This is a genomic window from Leisingera sp. M658 (genome assembly GCF_025144145.1).
GTDB lineage: Bacteria > Pseudomonadota > Alphaproteobacteria > Rhodobacterales > Rhodobacteraceae > Leisingera.
This window is the reverse complement of sequence record NZ_CP083546.1, coordinates 3,491,615-3,506,219: the sequence shown is the minus strand read 5'-3', so window position 1 is coordinate 3,506,219 and position 14,605 is coordinate 3,491,615. Positions and strand designations below refer to the sequence as shown.

Annotated in this window: 16 protein-coding genes; 10 read left to right on the top strand and 6 right to left on the bottom strand. The window is 63.2% G+C overall.

Features of this window, described 5'->3' with window-relative positions:
- The first annotated feature begins 3 nt into the window (after positions 1-3).
- The 3 genes from K3724_RS17255 (at position 4) to K3724_RS17245 (ending at position 2,293) form a co-directional block, all read left to right on the top strand.
- Complete coding sequence (locus K3724_RS17255) at positions 4-378, top strand: YraN family protein (RefSeq protein WP_259987633.1); 375 nt, start codon at positions 4-6, stop codon at positions 376-378.
- Positions 379-449: 71 nt separating this feature from the next.
- Positions 450-1,385 carry a glutathione synthase gene (gene gshB / locus K3724_RS17250; protein WP_259987631.1) on the top strand — a complete coding sequence of 312 codons (936 nt, stop codon included), beginning with the start codon at positions 450-452 and terminating at the stop codon, positions 1,383-1,385.
- On the top strand, positions 1,385-2,293 hold the full coding sequence (locus K3724_RS17245) for an alpha/beta hydrolase (RefSeq protein WP_259987629.1): 909 nt from the start codon (positions 1,385-1,387) through the stop codon (positions 2,291-2,293). Before gshB ends, K3724_RS17245 begins: the two co-directional genes overlap by 1 nt.
- On the opposite strand, the gene K3724_RS17240 is transcribed toward K3724_RS17245, so the two are convergent.
- The 4 genes from K3724_RS17240 to cobU all read right to left on the bottom strand — a co-directional run bounded on the left by K3724_RS17240 (position 2,282) and on the right by cobU (position 5,743).
- The gene (locus K3724_RS17240) at positions 2,282-3,790 is read right to left on the bottom strand and encodes a YifB family Mg chelatase-like AAA ATPase (RefSeq protein WP_259987626.1); all 1,509 of its coding nucleotides are present in this window, start codon (positions 3,788-3,790) and stop codon (positions 2,282-2,284) included. The two genes, K3724_RS17245 and K3724_RS17240, sit on opposite strands and share 12 nt — an antisense overlap.
- Positions 3,791-3,904: 114 nt before the next feature.
- A complete protein-coding gene (locus K3724_RS17235; RefSeq protein WP_259987624.1) occupies positions 3,905-4,588 on the bottom strand; it encodes a glutathione S-transferase in 684 nt (227 codons plus the stop codon).
- A 58-nt stretch (positions 4,589-4,646) separates the two neighbouring features.
- Entirely contained in the window at positions 4,647-5,228 is a 582-nt protein-coding gene (locus K3724_RS17230; protein WP_259987622.1) for a histidine phosphatase family protein, read from the bottom strand.
- Positions 5,225-5,743 carry a bifunctional adenosylcobinamide kinase/adenosylcobinamide-phosphate guanylyltransferase gene (gene cobU / locus K3724_RS17225; protein WP_259987620.1) on the bottom strand — a complete coding sequence of 173 codons (519 nt, stop codon included), beginning with the start codon at positions 5,741-5,743 and terminating at the stop codon, positions 5,225-5,227. The genes K3724_RS17230 and cobU overlap by 4 nt, the downstream gene beginning before the upstream one ends.
- 281 nt (positions 5,744-6,024) lie before the next feature.
- Here cobU and K3724_RS17220 point away from each other — a divergent pair, with 281 nt between their 5' ends.
- The 6 genes from K3724_RS17220 (at position 6,025) to K3724_RS17195 (ending at position 11,058) form a co-directional block, all read left to right on the top strand.
- A complete protein-coding gene (locus tag K3724_RS17220) occupies positions 6,025-6,903 on the top strand; it encodes an RNA polymerase factor sigma-32 (RefSeq protein WP_129369519.1) in 879 nt (292 codons plus the stop codon).
- Positions 6,900-7,736: a ChaN family lipoprotein gene (locus tag K3724_RS17215; RefSeq protein WP_259987617.1), complete on the top strand. Its 837-nt coding sequence runs from the start codon at positions 6,900-6,902 to the stop codon at positions 7,734-7,736. The genes K3724_RS17220 and K3724_RS17215 overlap by 4 nt, the downstream gene beginning before the upstream one ends.
- A gap of 219 nt (positions 7,737-7,955) precedes the next feature.
- Positions 7,956-9,152 (top strand): bifunctional phosphopantothenoylcysteine decarboxylase/phosphopantothenate--cysteine ligase CoaBC, encoded by a 1,197-nt coding sequence (coaBC, locus tag K3724_RS17210; protein ID WP_259987599.1) that lies wholly within the window; start codon positions 7,956-7,958, stop codon positions 9,150-9,152.
- Between the two features lie 38 nt (positions 9,153-9,190).
- The gene (dut, locus tag K3724_RS17205) at positions 9,191-9,646 is read left to right on the top strand and encodes a dUTP diphosphatase (RefSeq protein ID WP_259987582.1); all 456 of its coding nucleotides are present in this window, start codon (positions 9,191-9,193) and stop codon (positions 9,644-9,646) included.
- Positions 9,646-10,695 carry a HesA/MoeB/ThiF family protein gene (locus K3724_RS17200; RefSeq protein ID WP_259987580.1) on the top strand — a complete coding sequence of 350 codons (1,050 nt, stop codon included), beginning with the start codon at positions 9,646-9,648 and terminating at the stop codon, positions 10,693-10,695. Before dut ends, K3724_RS17200 begins: the two co-directional genes overlap by 1 nt.
- A gap of 12 nt (positions 10,696-10,707) precedes the next feature.
- The gene (locus tag K3724_RS17195) at positions 10,708-11,058 is read left to right on the top strand and encodes a hypothetical protein (protein ID WP_259987578.1); all 351 of its coding nucleotides are present in this window, start codon (positions 10,708-10,710) and stop codon (positions 11,056-11,058) included.
- Between the two features lie 18 nt (positions 11,059-11,076).
- Here K3724_RS17195 and K3724_RS17190 read toward each other — a convergent pair whose 3' ends face one another.
- On the bottom strand, positions 11,077-11,211 hold the full coding sequence (locus tag K3724_RS17190) for a hypothetical protein (protein ID WP_259987576.1): 135 nt from the start codon (positions 11,209-11,211) through the stop codon (positions 11,077-11,079).
- Positions 11,212-11,514: 303 nt separating this feature from the next.
- Between K3724_RS17190 and K3724_RS17185 the strand changes: the two genes are divergently transcribed.
- Positions 11,515-13,530 (top strand): M3 family metallopeptidase, encoded by a 2,016-nt coding sequence (locus K3724_RS17185; RefSeq protein WP_259987574.1) that lies wholly within the window; start codon positions 11,515-11,517, stop codon positions 13,528-13,530.
- A gap of 132 nt (positions 13,531-13,662) precedes the next feature.
- Here K3724_RS17185 and K3724_RS17180 read toward each other — a convergent pair whose 3' ends face one another.
- Positions 13,663-14,595 (bottom strand): glyoxylate/hydroxypyruvate reductase A, encoded by a 933-nt coding sequence (locus K3724_RS17180; protein ID WP_259987572.1) that lies wholly within the window; start codon positions 14,593-14,595, stop codon positions 13,663-13,665.
- Between the last annotated feature and the right edge of the window lie 10 nt (positions 14,596-14,605).

The following is a 14,605-nucleotide window of genomic DNA, read 5'->3' as shown; positions in this document are numbered from 1 at the left end:
GCCGTGTCCCGCATCCGACAGTATCGTGGTGCCCGCGCCCATCTGGCGGGAGAGGCGGCGGAAGAGATTGTTGCGCGCCATTATGAAAACCGCGGCTACACCGTTGCGGAACGCCGCTGGCGCGGGCCGGGCGGTGAGATCGACCTGATCCTGCGCGGCCCCGAGGAACTGGTGTTTGTGGAAGTGAAGCACAGCTCTACCAGTGCCGCTGCGGCCCTTCGGATTACGCCGCGGCAAGTGGAGCGCATCTATGCCAGCGCCGGGCAATATCTGGAAAACGAGCCGCAAGGACAGCTGACACCTGCCCGGTTCGACGCCGCACTGGTGGACGGCACCGGCGCGGTTGAGATCATCGAAAACGCCATCGGCCTGGGCTGATCCGCTGCCGCCCCATTGAACCCCGGGGCGCGGTGGGCCATGTATCTGGCCAGTTTACAAGGGATACTGCCATGAAAATCGCCTTTCAGATGGACCCGGTCATGGGCGTGGACATCAACGCGGACAGCAGCTTCCGCCTGGCCGAAGAGGCACAGGCGCGCGGGCACGATCTGTTCTACTACGCCCCCGACCAGCTGGCCTATCAGGAGGGCCGCATCACCGCTCGTGGCCATGACATGACCGTGCAGCGGGTGGCAGATGCTCCGGCGGTGCTTGGCCCGGAGCGCGAGGCGGATCTGGCGGAGTTTGATGTGATCTGGCTGCGCCAGGACCCGCCGTTTGACATGCATTACATCACCTCGACCCACTTGCTGGACATGCTGAAGGGCCAGGCGCTGGTGGTGAATGATCCGTTCTGGGTGCGCAACTATCCGGAAAAGCTGCTGGTGCTGAATTTCCCGGAGCTGACGCCGCCGACCACGATCGCCCGCGATCTGCAGACCATCAAGGCGTTCAAGGAAAAGCATGGCGATGTGATCCTGAAACCGCTCTATGGCAACGGCGGTGCCGGCGTGTTCCGGCTGGATGCCAATGACCGCAACTTGACTTCGCTGCATGAGCTGTTCACCGGCTTCAGCCGCGAGCCGCTGATCGTTCAGAAGTTCCTGCCCGACGTCAGCAATGGTGACAAGCGGGTGATTCTGGTCGACGGCGAACCGGTGGGGGCCATCAACCGTGTTCCTGCAGCGGGCGAGACCCGCTCGAACATGCATGTGGGCGGCCGCCCCGAGAAAATCGGGCTGAGCGAGCGTGATCTGGAGATCTGCGCCGCCATCGGCCCGCTGCTGCGCGAAAAGGGGCAGGTCTTTGTCGGCATCGACGTGATCGGCGACTACCTGACCGAAATCAACGTGACCTCACCGACCGGTATTCAGGAGCTGGAGCGCTTTGACGGCGTGAACATCGCGGAAAAGGTCTGGCAGGCGATCGAAGCCAAGATCAGCTGATGAGCTGGCAGCGCCGGGCCCTGAACGCGTGGATGCGCTATGGCATGAAGCCGGTGCTGCAGCATACCAGCAGCCCGGAGCTGGCGCGGCAGGTGTTTGAGATCATGGCGCCGCGTCTGTATCCGGCGCTGCCCTTTACCCGGCTGCTGCCGCGGCCCGCGCCGGTGCCGCTGAACCTGATTTCAGTGGGCCGGACGCGCCGCAAGCAGATCATTCTGTTCCTGCATGGCGGCGCCTATCTGGCAGGCAGTGCCCGTGCCTATCAGGGGATGCTGTCGCGTCTGTCCCTGGCTGCCGGGATGGAAATTGCGGTGCCCGGTTACCGGCTGCTGCAGGATGCGCCTTTCCCGGCGGCGTTTGAAGATGCGCTGGCAGCCTGGCAATACCTGCGAAGCACGGGCTATGAGGCTGGCGATATCCTGCTGGCAGGCGACAGTGCCGGCGGCGGGCTGGCGTTGGCCTTGCTCGCCGCGCTGCTGGGGGAGGGGGAACGCCCCGCCGGCCTTGTGGCCTTTTCCCCCTGGTGCGATCTGACGCTGAGCGGGGCAAGTATTGAGGTCAATCGATTCAGGGATGTGATCATCCCGGCAGGGCGGATGAAGGAAGCCGTTGATCAGTATCTCGCGGGTGCAGACCCTGCGGATGCCCGCGCCTCTCCGTTGTTCGCTGACTTCCCAAACCCGCCGCCGGTGCTGATACAGGCCGGGGATACCGAGGTGTTGCTGTCAGATGCGCAGCGTATGGTGCAGCGTCTGGAGCAGGCAGGCGGCGCTGTGCGGCTCAGCCTGTGGCGCGATGTGCCGCATGTCTGGCAATTTATGGCGGGTCAGCTGCCCGAGGGTCAGGCAGCACTGGACGAAGCTGCGGCCTTCGCCATATCCGCCTTCGACGGCGGCTCAGCGGGCTGAGGGCAGCCTGAAGCTCAGCGCTTCGGCGAAATGCCGGCGTTGCACCCGGTCTTCGCAGGCCAGATCGGCAATGGTGCGGGCAACGCGCAGAATCCGGTGGTAGCCGCGGGCGCTGAGGCCAAACCGTTCGGCGGCCCGCAGCAAAAGATCACGGCTTTCGGCATCCGGCGCGGCAATATCTTCCAGCACAGTGCCTTCGGCATCCGCGTTCTGGCGCAGGCCGGGATGGCCGCGGAACCGTTCTGTCTGCGTTTCCCGGGCGACCGCGACCCTTTGCGCCACCTGTGCCGAGCCTTCGGCGCAGGGCGGCAGCTCCAGGTCGGACACATCCACCGGCGGCACGTCCAGATGCAGGTCGAACCGGTCCAGCAGCGGCCCTGAAATGCGCCCCAGATAATCCGCACCGCACAATGGTGCCCGCGAACAGGCGCGGTTGGCATCAGCCAGATATCCGCATTTGCAGGGGTTGGCCGCAGCGATCAGCATAAAACGGCTGGGGTACTTCACATGGGCATTGGCGCGCGCCACCATCACCTCTCCGGATTCAAGCGGCTGGCGCAGGGTTTCCAGCACCGGGCGGCCGAACTCCGGCAGTTCATCCAGAAACAGCACGCCATTGTGCGCCAGGCTGATTTCCCCCGGCTGCGCCCGCCGCCCGCCACCGGCAATTGCCGCCATGGAGGCAGTGTGATGCGGTTCGCGGAAAGGGCGGGCGCGGCTGATGCCGCCCGCATCAATCAGCCCGCATAAGGAATGGATCATCGAGGTTTCCAACGCCTCAGCCGGTGACAGCGGCGGCAGGATCGAGGGCAGCCGTGCCGCCAGCATCGATTTGCCGGATCCGGGCGGGCCGATCAGCAGCATGTGGTGGCGTCCGGCGGCAGCAATCTCCAGCGCGCGTTTGGCCTGTTCCTGGCCTTTGACGTCGCGCAGGTCCTTGCCGCCAAGCCCGCTGAGGGCTTCACCGGGCATGGATGGCTCAATTCGCCGTTGGCCGGTGAAATGCTGGACCACCTCGGTCAGTGTGGCCGCACCGATGACCTGTGCCGCATCGACCCAGGCGGCCTCGGGTCCGGACAGTTCCGGGCAGAGCAGCATGCGCCCTTCTTCTGCTGCGGTGACGGCTGCGGGCAGGGCGCCCGCGACAGGCATCAGCTGGCCGTCCAGCGACAACTCGCCCAGGGCTATGGTTTCCTCGGCCTTTTCCGCTGGGATGATGCCGATTGCCGCCAGCAGGGCCAGCGCAATCGGCAGGTCGAAATGACTGCCTTCCTTAGGCAGATCTGCGGGTGACAGGTTTATGGTGATCCGGCGGGAGGGCAGGGCGATCGACATCGAAGCAAAGGCCGCCCGCACCCGCTCGCGGGCCTCGGAGACGGCTTTGTCCGGCAATCCGACCACCGAGAACGCTGGCAGGCCGGGGGCAACTGCGCATTGCACCTCGACCAGCCGGGCCTCAACCCCTTGAAAGGCAACTGTGTACGACCGTGCCGTCATTTCTCCCCGCCCCTTCTGGTTCAGGGAGAAATGCTTGGTGATCGTGGTTTCCGAAGTGTTAACGCCAGCGGTGCCGCCCGGCGAATTCACGCAGAATTCGCGCTGGCCGCCGGTTCAGTCCAATGACCATGGCCGCCGCGGCAGATCCCGCGCATAGGGTTCCGGGTCATAGCTGACCTCATGCGCCTGCTCTTGCCAGCGCAGTACTGCCGGGTCGGACAGCAGCAGCTTGCAATAGGCGCGCGTGGCGGCAGAAACCGGCAGTCCGTAACCGATGATGCGTGCGGCAACCGGGGTATAGAACGCATCCGCCAGCGAATACTCTGCGAACAGACAGCCCGCTGCCTGGCCGGACACCTGGCGCGCATGGGCAAACAGCGTTTCGATCCGGTCCAGATCCGCCTTAACCGCGCCAGAGGTCTCAAACCCTTCGTAGATATGTGCCAGCTGCATCGGGCATTCACTGCGCAGCGCGCTAAAGCCCGCAACCATTTCTGCCGCCAGCCAGCGCGCAGCGGCACGCTGTGCCGGGTCCGCGGGCCAAAGCCCGGCGTCCGGGTTCTGTTCGGCCAGCGTCTCGGCTATCGCCAGGCTTTCGCCAACAACCGTGCCCTCAGGCGTGCGCAGCGCGGGCACCAGCCGTGCCGGGGCCAGATGCGCCATCTCTTGCGCCATGGTTCCTGAGTACAGCCCCACCAGATGCACCGTATGGGGAAGGGAAAATTTTTCGAGCATGAGCCAGCCGCGCAATGACCAGCTGGAGAACATGCGGTCGCCGATATAGATTTCATAAGCCATGCGCAAAGGCTAGCGCGCTGCATTCAGTTTAGAAATGGAATGTTTATGATAGGGTTCATCACGGGCGGTGATTGATTGCACCTGTCTGCCAGCCCTCAGGTCCCAGAACGATTTCACTTACCGACAGGTTGTCGATCCGGTGGCTGAAAGCCTCTTCTGATGTCAGTAATGCCGCCCGCTGTATCTGGGTCAGGATTTGGCCGAAATGTCCCACGACGATCAAGTCGCAGCCCTGATTCGCGGTGATCAGCCCGTCAATTGCCGCGTTCACCCGGTTGCGGACCTCATTCCAGCTCTCGCCGCCCGGCGGTGTTACATCACCCGGCGTCTCCCAATAGGCCCGGATCCGCTCCGGGTCCTCGGCGTCCACCTCGGCCCAGGTTCTTAGCTCCCAGGCGCCGAAATGGATCTCGCGCAGCGCTTCGATATGCGGCAGGCGCTGACGGCTGCCTTGGATCGCGCTGGCGGTCTCCACTGCGCGCAACAGGTCGGACGACACGATCAGCGCGTCCGCAGGCAGGTAATCGGACAGGCGTTTCAGCGCGGCGGTGTCAGACAGGTCAGCGGGCAGATCTGACCAGCCCACCATGCATTTTGCGTGTGTCGGCCCGTGCCGCACCAGGAACAGCCGGCTTGTCATAACGCCCCCTTCAGGACCAGCGGCAGCCCGGCGGTCACTTGCACAACAGTCTCTGCACGCGCTGCCAGTGCGATATTAAGCCGTCCCTGCGCTTCGCGGAAGCGGCGGGCCAGCTTGTTCTCAGGCACGATGCCAAGACCGGTTTCGTTGGAGACGATCACCAGATCCGCGCGGCAGCGGCCGATTGCGGCCAGCAGGTCCTCTTGTGCAAACGCCAAATCATGCCCGGCCAGCAGATGGTTGGTCAGCCACATGGTTGCACAGTCCATCAGGCAGATTTGCCCGGCAGTCAGCGCATCCAGAACCCGGCTGGCTGTTTCTGGTTCCTCAACAGTGGTCCAGCCCTGCCCTCTTTGTTCGAGGTGGCGGGACACTTTTTCGCGCATTTCACTGTCAAAAATTTGTGCAGTTGCCCAGTAAACCCTGTCTTTTTCGGTGTTTATGCAGAGCTGTTCGGCAAAGGCCGACTTTCCAGAGGCCGCCCCGCCCAGAATAAAAGTTACATTTGCAGGCATTTTTTGCTAACCTGTAAGAACGAAGCCGTTCCTGTGGGTAAACGCAGGGCCCGGTTAAGACAAGAGACCGCAGTATCCCGGGGTTCCACTTATTAAGGCCGGGAAAGTCTGCACAGGGGCCAAAAAACCATTTTGCTTTTCCATTTTTGGCCCGTGGATGTGCCAAGAGTCGTATCCAGTGCACTGATACTGCCGGCCTGCAGAAGACCCGGGCTCAACTTTGTTCCATGCGCGTCCCCAGGCGTCGGTAGTTTGTTAATTAGTTTCCGGGGGGAAATAAAATGGCACTAGATTCCACAATCGAAAACCCATTGCCGCGGCAGGCAATGAAGGCAGAACTTTTGGACGCCGAAACCGAACGGCGTCTGGCCTACGCGTGGCGCGATGACCGCGATGTGAAGTCGCTGCACCGGCTCATCAATGCCTATATGCGTCTGGCGATTTCCATGGCGTCCAAGTTCAAGCGGTACGGGGCGCCGATGAACGATCTGATACAGGAGGCCGGGCTGGGCCTTATGAAGGCCGCCGACAAATTCGATCCGGACCGGGGGGTGCGCTTCTCGACTTATGCGGTCTGGTGGATCAAGGCGTCGATCCAGGACTACGTCATGCGCAACTGGTCAATGGTGCGCACTGGCTCCACCTCGTCGCAGAAATCGCTGTTTTTCAACATGCGCCGGGTGCAGGCACAACTGGAGCGCGAGGCGCGTGCGTCCGGCGCGCGGTTGGACCGGCATCAGCTGCATCAGAAGATTGCGACTGAAATCGGGGTGCCGCTGCGCGATGTTGAGATGATGGAGGGGCGCCTGTCCGGTGCCGACTTTTCGCTCAACGCGGTGCAGTCCACCGATGAAGAGGGCCGCGAATGGATCGACGCTCTGGAAGATGACACGTCACAGGCGGATGAGCTGGTTCAAGAACGGCACGACCGCCGCCAGCTGCGCAAATGGCTGGTGGGGGCGCTGCAGGCGCTGAATGACCGTGAACGCTTTATCATCACGGAACGCAAGCTGCGCGAACGCCCGCGTACTCTGGAAAGCCTGGGCACCGAACTGGGGCTGTCCAAGGAACGGGTCCGGCAGCTGGAGGCCGGGGCGTTCCAGAAAATGCGTAAATGCCTTGAAGGCCAGTCGCGCGAGGTGCACAGACTGCTTTCATGAGAAAGCAGATCAACTTCCTGAAAGTAATGCTAAGCGCCGCCTGTCTGGCGGCGCTTAGCCTGTCCGGCGCCCGGGCGGATGCGGTGTACGCGGCAGCCCGATTGCTGAGCGGCGCCGACGTAGTGGTTCTCGGCGAGGTGCATGACAATCCAGTGCATCACCAGCAGCAGGCAATTCTGCTGGCTAAGCTGCAGCCCAAGGCGGTGGTCTGGGAGATGATCACTCCAGAGCAGGCAGCCGTACTGGATCCTGAAACGCTGGCGAATGCACAACTGACGGCCCGGCAACTGGATTGGCTGAATTCCGGCTGGCCGGACTTCAGCCTTTACGCACCGGTGTTCGCAGCTGCTGCCAATGCCCGCCAGTATGGCGCACAGGTGCCGCGGGCAAAGGCTGCAAAGGCTTTGGAAATCGGCGTGTCGGCCTATTTCGGGGCTGAAGACGCGGCCCGTTTTGGTCTTGATCAGCCGTTGCCGGAGGCAGAGCAGGCCGCGCGCGAGGCGGATCAGCAGGCGAATCACTGTAATGCGATGCCGGTTGAGATGCTGCCTGTCCTGGTGGACTTCCAGCGTCTGCGGGACGCCGCCCTGGCAGAGGCCGCGGATACCGCGCTTGCGGAAACTGGCGGTCCCGTGGCCGTGATCACCGGCAATGGCCATGCCCGCACCGACCGCGGGCTGGCTGTCTACTTGACCAAGGCCCGTCCGGGGGTGCAGATCCGCAGCCTGGGCCAGTCCGAGGGGGGCGGGATCAATGGGGTCTTCGATCTGGTGCTGAACGCCGCTGCTGTCAGCCGCCCGGATCCCTGCCTAGCCTTCCAAAATGGCGGCTGAGCGTTGCCCTTCAGTTAAGGGCCGGTCTGATTGGAAACGGTACCGCGCCGTGCGCAGCACGGCGCCCGGCCCAACACCGCCAGGGGCGGGGCCCGCAGGCCCGTGCCGCGCGGGGGCGGGAGCCTTTGCTTTGGCTTAGGCCGCCTCCCGCTGGGAAAACCGTTTCACACTTTCGCCGCAGCGCAGTAAGGTCGCGGGAAACGGGACAAGGGCGGACAAATGCTGGCTGGCAGACATATTCTCCTGATAATCAGCGGCGGCATCGCGGCCTATAAGTCGCTGGAGCTGATCCGCCGCTTGCAGGACAAAGGCGCGCGGGTGACCCCGGTTCTGACCAGGTCCGGCGCGGAATTTGTAACGCCCCTGTCGGTCTCGGCACTCGCCGGAACCCCCGTGCACCAGGAGCTGTTCGATCTGACGTCCGAGGCCGAGATGGGTCATATCCAGCTGTCGCGCAGCGCCGACCTTCTGGTGGTGGCGCCGGCCACGGCAGATCTGATGGCCAAGATGGCGCAGGGCCACGCCAATGATCTTGCCTCGACCCTGCTGCTGGCCACTGACACCCCGGTGATGCTGGCACCTGCGATGAATGTGCGGATGTGGGAGCATCCGGCGACACAGCGCAATCTCGAAACCCTGAAAGCGGACGGCGTCTCCTTCGTTGGCCCCAATGAGGGCAGCATGGCCTGCGGCGAATTCGGGCCGGGCCGGATGGCGGAACCGGATGAGGTTCTGACTGCCATCACCGCCCGGCTTGCGGATGGACCTTTAAAGGGCAGACGCATCCTGGTGACCTCTGGCCCGACGCATGAGCCGATTGATCCGGTGCGCTATATCGCCAACCGCTCCTCCGGGGCGCAAGGGGCAGCGGTGGCCCGTGCTCTGCGCGAATCTGGCGCGGAAGTGGTGTTTATCACGGGCCCGGCAGCGGTGCGCCCGCCTGAGGGCGTGCAGATTGTGCCGGTGGAAACTGCGCGCGAAATGGAGGCGGCTGTGCAAGCGGCACTGCCTGTTGATGCCGGGGTCTTTGCCGCGGCGGTGGCGGACTGGCGGGTCGCCAGCGCCTCGGACCGCAAGTTGAAGAAGTCCAAGGACGGGCTGCCGGTGCTGGAATTTGCAGAAAACCCCGACATTCTGAAAACAGTTGCACGGATGGCAAAGGGCCGTCCCAAACTGGTGGTTGGCTTTGCCGCCGAGACCAACGACGTGGTGGAAAACGCCACCGCCAAGCGCAAGCGCAAGGGCTGCGACTGGATCGTTGCAAATGATGTCTCTCCCGCAACCGGCATCATGGGCGGCAGCGAAAACGCAGTGGTCCTGATCTCTGATGACGGCGCCGAGGAGTGGCCGCGCATGGGTAAGGATGACGTCGCCCGCAAACTGGCTGCGCGGATCGCTGCGGCGCTGGCCGGGTGAATTTGAGTATTTGAACAAAGATGAAGCAGGGGACGGGGATGGTAACAATCCGTGTGATCCACGACGAAGGCGCGGACCGGGATGTGCCGCTGCCGGCATATGAGACAACTGGCGCTGCGGGAGCGGATCTGCGCGCTAACCTGCCGGGCGGGGGCACGCTGACGCTTGAACCGGGCGCGCGGGCACTGGTGCAAACCGGGCTGCGCATCGAAATTCCCGCAGGCTACGAGGTACAGATCCGCCCGCGCTCGGGCCTGGCTCTGAAGCACGGGATCACTCTGCCCAACACGCCCGGCACAATCGACAGTGACTACCGCGGGCCGCTAGGGGTGATTCTCTTGAATGCAGGACAGGAAGCCTTTGAAATCCGCCATGGCGAACGCATCGCGCAGATGGTTGTGGCGCCGGTGCTTCAAGCCCGGTTTGAGCGTGCGGAAGCACTCTCCGGCACCACCCGCGGCGATGGCGGCTTTGGTTCGACCGGGCGCGGCTGATGCTGCGCATTCTGATCCTGGCAGCGCTGATCTGGTGGGGCGGGCGGTTCCTTGGCCTGCCGCGCAATCTGCGTTTAGGTTTGCTGGCAGTGCTGTTTGCGGCTGTACTGGCGGTGCAGCTGACCCTGCCGGACGGGCACGGTTTGCGGGAGGGCACCGGGGGCTCGGCAGCGCCTTGGCTGCTCTTGGGCGGTTTTGCCATTGTGGCTGGTATCTATGCGCGTATCGTGGCCGCCCTGAAGACCCGCGCCCAGCCTCAGGAAACGAACATGAGTCAGCCTGTCAGTACCTTTACCGAAAGCGAGCTTGACCGCTATGCCCGCCATATTGTCCTGCGGGAACTGGGCGGGGCGGGACAAAAGAAGCTGAAGCAGGCCAAGGTACTGGTGATCGGTGCCGGCGGGCTGGGCGCGCCTGCGCTGCAGTATCTGGCTGCCGCCGGCGCGGGCACAATCGGGGTGATCGACGATGACGTGGTCGATAATGCCAACCTGCAGCGACAGGTGATCCATCGCGACGCAGACATCGGCAAGCCCAAGGTGTTTTCAGCCCAGGCCGCGATGCAGGCGCAGAACCCTTATGTCGACGTGCGCCCTTATAACCGGCGCCTGACCTTGGAGGCCGCGGAGGAGCTGTTTGCAGAGTATGATCTGATCCTTGACGGCACCGACAATTTCGAAACCCGTTATCTCGCCAACCGCACTGCCGTGGCGCTGGGCAAGCCGCTGATCTCTGGTGCGCTGTCGCAATGGGAAGGCCAGCTGAGCGTTTTTCACCCGGCCAAAGGCGGACCCTGCTACCAGTGCATTTTCCCCGAGGCACCGGCGCCCGGTCTTGCCCCCAGCTGCTCGGAGGCCGGGGTGATCGGCCCGCTGCCCGGTGTTGTCGGGTCAATGATGGCAGTCGAGGCGGTTAAGCAGATCACCGGTGCCGGTGCGGTTCTGCAAGGTGAGATGCTGATCTATGACGGGCTCTATGGCGAAACCCGCAAGATCCGCATGGCCAGGCGGCAAGATTGCCCGGTCTGCGGCAGCGCCGGGCACTCCTGACGAGACCTCCCTGTGAACGAAGCCTATTTCATTTCGCTGCTCTGCGGCGCCCTGTTCGGCGGCCAGCCGGAGACAGTGCATAAGTTCACCTATCCAGGCGGCGCGGCATCGATCCGCACAGATTGCGAAAACAGTAACCGGGTCATCGAGTTCGGCCTCGATAAGCGCAGCAGCCTGGACAGCATCCAGCAGGCGTTGTTTGCGGCAGAGATCACCGGTAAGGAGCCGGTGGTGGTATTGATCGATACCGATGGCAGAATGGGCCGTTTCGAGTGGCGCATCGCCCGGGCGGCCAATATCGCGGATGTTCCGATCCGCATCGTGCCAGCAGCGTTGACCAAAGGTGATGGCGCGAGCGGCTGACCCGCCCGTGCCACAAGGTCAGAGCCCCCGGTTCCGATCGGCGATCAGGTCTTCGGCGTCCTCCAGTCCGGCCGGCAGGCGGAAAATGCCGCCGTCTGCATAGGTGCGGTATTCTGCCTCTTGCGCCGGGTCGGGACGGACTGAGCTTTCCATCAGCCCGCCATCTCCCTCCCGGCCACCAGCGACCGCCTCCAAGGTCCTGAACTGATAACCCTGCGGCATTACCGGTGACAAACACCGGGGACATATGCAGCGGTGGTGCCAAAGCACTTGTCGCCGGATCCGGCGCTTCACCGGCGTGGATCGCAGTGGATTGAATGCCTTTGCAGAGTTGCCTTTGGCCATCGGATCCAGCTGACGTTCCGCAAATTCCGGACTGGTGCGCCCAGTCATTTGCAAGCCTAATTGCAGCTCCACGGCTTTCCCGTTAGCGTTCCCGGCAAAGGAGACCCGTATATGTCCAATCCGCTTCTGTCCCGCTGGGACACGCCGTTTGAAATTGCCCCGTTCAACAGCATCTCAGACGACGATTTTGCGCCTGCGCTGGAGCAAGCACTTGCGGCGCACACCGCACAGATCGACACCATCGCAAACAGCAGCGAGGCGCCTGGGTTTGCCAATGTGATCGAGGCGCTGGAAACTCCTTGCCGTGAGTTGGAGCAGGTGCTGGGTGTGTTCTTTACTGTGGCAGGCGCCGACAGCAACCCCAAGCGCGAGGAGCTGCAGCGGGTGTTCTCGCCCAAACTTGCCGCGCATTTCTCGGCGATCACCGCCAACAAGGCGCTGTATGCACGGGTCAAGGCGGTCTGGGATCAGCGCGATGTGCTGGATCTGACGCAGGAGCAGCAGCGCGTCCTGATGCTGACCCACCGCGGCTTTGTCCGTGGCGGCGCGGCGCTGGAAGGCGAGGCGGATACGCGGATGCAGCAGATCAAGGGGCGGTTGGCGACACTTGGCACTGAGTTCACTCAGAACTTGCTGGCTGATGAGCGCAGCTGGTTCATGGAACTGACCGAAGAGGATCTGGAAGGCCTGCCGGACTTCGTGATCAGCGCGGCCCGTGCGGCGGGGCAGGAAATGGGCAAGGACGGCCCGGTGGTGACCCTGTCGCGGTCCCTGATCACGCCGTTCCTGCAGTTCTCCCCGCGCCGGGATCTGCGCGAAACAGCCTTTAACGCCTGGGCAGCCCGCGGTGCGGGCGGCGGCGAAACCGACAACCGCGCCATTGCAGCGGAAACTCTGCAGCTGCGCGAGGAGCGTGCCCGGCTATTGGGGTATAAGAATTTCGCTGCCTACAAACTGGAAACTGAAATGGCCAAGACGCCGGACGCGGTACGCGGCTTGCTGATGGATGTCTGGGGCCCGGCCAAGTCCCGCGCCGATGAAGACGCCAAGGTCCTGACCGCGATGATGCAGGCGGACGGCATCAACGGTGACCTGGAACCCTGGGACTGGCGCTACTACGCCGGGAAGCGCCGCAAGGCCGAGCACGATCTGGATGAAGCGGCGCTGAAACCTTACCTGCAGCTTGACCGGATGATCGAGGCCGGCTTTGCCTGCGCAAACCGCCTGTTCGGGTTGGAGTTCGCACCGCTGGACGTGCCGCTCTACCACCCGGATTGCCGCGCTTGGACGGTGACCCGGAACGGTGCCCATGTGGCGGTCTTCATCGGCGACTATTTTGCCCGCGGCTCCAAACGCTCGGGCGCCTGGTGTTCGGCAATGCGCCAGCAGGCGAAATTCCCGCAGGTACAGGCGCCGGTGGTGATCAACGTCTGCAACTTCGCCAAGGGCGACCCGGCGCTGCTGTCCTGGGACGACGCCCGCACCCTGTTTCACGAATTCGGCCACGCGCTGCATCAAATGCTGTCGGATGTGACCTATGAAAGCATCTCGGGCACCTCGGTCGCGCGTGATTTTGTCGAACTGCCGAGCCAGCTGTATGAACACTGGCTGGAAGTGCCGGAGGTGCTGCAGGAATTTGCCACCCACGCGGAAACCGGCGAACCGATGCCGCAGGACATGCTGGAGAAGGTGCTGGGTGCCGCCAACTTCGACATGGGGTTCCAGACGGTGGAATATGTCGCCTCCGCCCTGGTGGATCTGGCCTTTCACGACGGTCCTGCGCCTTCCGACCCTATGGCAAAGCAAGCTGAAGTGCTCGCAGAACTCGGGATGCCGCGGGCGATCATCATGCGTCACGCCACCCCGCATTTCGCCCATGTCTTTGCCGGAGACGGCTATTCCTCGGGCTATTACAGCTACATGTGGTCTGAGGTGATGGATGCCGACGCCTTTGCAGCCTTTGAGGAAGCAGGCGGTGCCTTTGATGCCGAACGCGCCAAGGCGTTGGAGGCGCATATTCTATCCACTGGCGGTTCGGTTGACCCGGCTGAGCTTTACACGGCGTTCCGCGGGCGGTTGCCCGGTGTGGAAGCGCTGCTGCAAGGCCGCGGCTTGACCGCACAATAGCCGGCATTGCGCAGTGCGATGCCCCTGAAATGGGTATTTAGGACCAGAAAGAAGCGATAGACCTCGGGCTTCTTTCTGGTCGAAAATACTCTGGGGGAATGCGCCGTCTGGCGCAGGGGGCAAAGCCCCTTCCTAATAACCGAGGCTGCGGTCCACCAAATGCAGCAGCGGCTCTCCAGCCTCGGCGCGGCGGATGTTCCCGGCGATCACTTCGGCAGCTGTGCTTTCGCGGGTTTCCGAGGCAATATGCGGAGTCACTGTCACATTGGGGTGCGCCCAAAAGGGATGCTCCGGCGGCAGCGGCTCAACGCGGAACACATCCAGAGTTGCATGCCCGATCCGGCCGCTGCCGAGTGCTGCCAGCAGGGCGTCATCATCTATCAGCGGTCCGCGGCCGGGGTTAATGATCTTTGCCCCCTTGGGCAGCCAGCCAAGCGTCTCCGCATTCAGCGTGTTTTCGGTGGCGGGTGTGTCGGGCAGCAGCAGGATCACAATTTCCGCTTGCGCCAGCGCGTCCTTCATACCCTTGGGCCCGGCGTGGCAGGTGACGCCTTCGATTTCTTTTTGCGACCGGCTCCAGCCTGACACCTGAAATCCCAGGGCTGACAGCGCTCTGGCCGAAGCAGTCCCAAGGGCGCCCAGACCCAGTACGGTCACATGGCGGTCCTTGGCCAGCGGCGGCGCCTTTGGTTCCCATTGCCCGTTTTGCCCAAGGATATGCGCATCCATTCCAAGGTGATAGCGCAGAGTGTGGCCAACCACCCATTCGGTCATGCCCTGCTCCAGCCCGCTATCCACCATCCGCGTGAGCGGCACGGAGGCAGGCACGGCGGGCACGACCTTTTCCACACCCGCCCAAAGGCTCAGCACGGCCTTTAAGCGATCAAAGCGGGTGAAGTCGCTGATGGGTCCGCTGGGCGCAAAGACGATGTAATCCACCTCTTCCGGGGCGAAGTCATTGCGCAGTTCGGCATCCAGGCCCAAACGGGCGAATTCCGCGTTCAGCAGCGGCTGGTAAGCGGGCCAGGCATCGGTGCGGCCGGCAAACAGGACATTGGCGGTCATGGAAACTCCC

What these genes read in the sequence shown, in the direction of transcription:
- dut (WP_259987582.1), top strand. Translation starts at nt 9,191, where the DNA reads ATGGTAACAATCCGTGTGATCCACGACGAAGGCGCGGACCGGGATGTG.
- K3724_RS17245 (WP_259987629.1), top strand. Translation starts at nt 1,385, where the DNA reads ATGAGCTGGCAGCGCCGGGCCCTGAACGCGTGGATGCGCTATGGCATG.
- coaBC (WP_259987599.1), top strand. Translation starts at nt 7,956, where the DNA reads ATGCTGGCTGGCAGACATATTCTCCTGATAATCAGCGGCGGCATCGCG.
- K3724_RS17215 (WP_259987617.1), top strand. Translation starts at nt 6,900, where the DNA reads ATGAGAAAGCAGATCAACTTCCTGAAAGTAATGCTAAGCGCCGCCTGT.
- K3724_RS17180 (WP_259987572.1), bottom strand. Translation starts at nt 14,595, where the DNA reads ATGACCGCCAATGTCCTGTTTGCCGGCCGCACCGATGCCTGGCCCGCT.
- K3724_RS17200 (WP_259987580.1), top strand. Translation starts at nt 9,646, where the DNA reads ATGCTGCGCATTCTGATCCTGGCAGCGCTGATCTGGTGGGGCGGGCGG.
- K3724_RS17235 (WP_259987624.1), bottom strand. Translation starts at nt 4,588, where the DNA reads ATGGCTTATGAAATCTATATCGGCGACCGCATGTTCTCCAGCTGGTCA.
- K3724_RS17220 (WP_129369519.1), top strand. Translation starts at nt 6,025, where the DNA reads ATGGCACTAGATTCCACAATCGAAAACCCATTGCCGCGGCAGGCAATG.
- K3724_RS17230 (WP_259987622.1), bottom strand. Translation starts at nt 5,228, where the DNA reads ATGACAAGCCGGCTGTTCCTGGTGCGGCACGGGCCGACACACGCAAAA.
- cobU (WP_259987620.1), bottom strand. Translation starts at nt 5,743, where the DNA reads ATGCCTGCAAATGTAACTTTTATTCTGGGCGGGGCGGCCTCTGGAAAG.
- K3724_RS17190 (WP_259987576.1), bottom strand. Translation starts at nt 11,211, where the DNA reads ATGGAAAGCTCAGTCCGTCCCGACCCGGCGCAAGAGGCAGAATACCGC.
- gshB (WP_259987631.1), top strand. Translation starts at nt 450, where the DNA reads ATGAAAATCGCCTTTCAGATGGACCCGGTCATGGGCGTGGACATCAAC.
- K3724_RS17240 (WP_259987626.1), bottom strand. Translation starts at nt 3,790, where the DNA reads ATGACGGCACGGTCGTACACAGTTGCCTTTCAAGGGGTTGAGGCCCGG.
- K3724_RS17185 (WP_259987574.1), top strand. Translation starts at nt 11,515, where the DNA reads ATGTCCAATCCGCTTCTGTCCCGCTGGGACACGCCGTTTGAAATTGCC.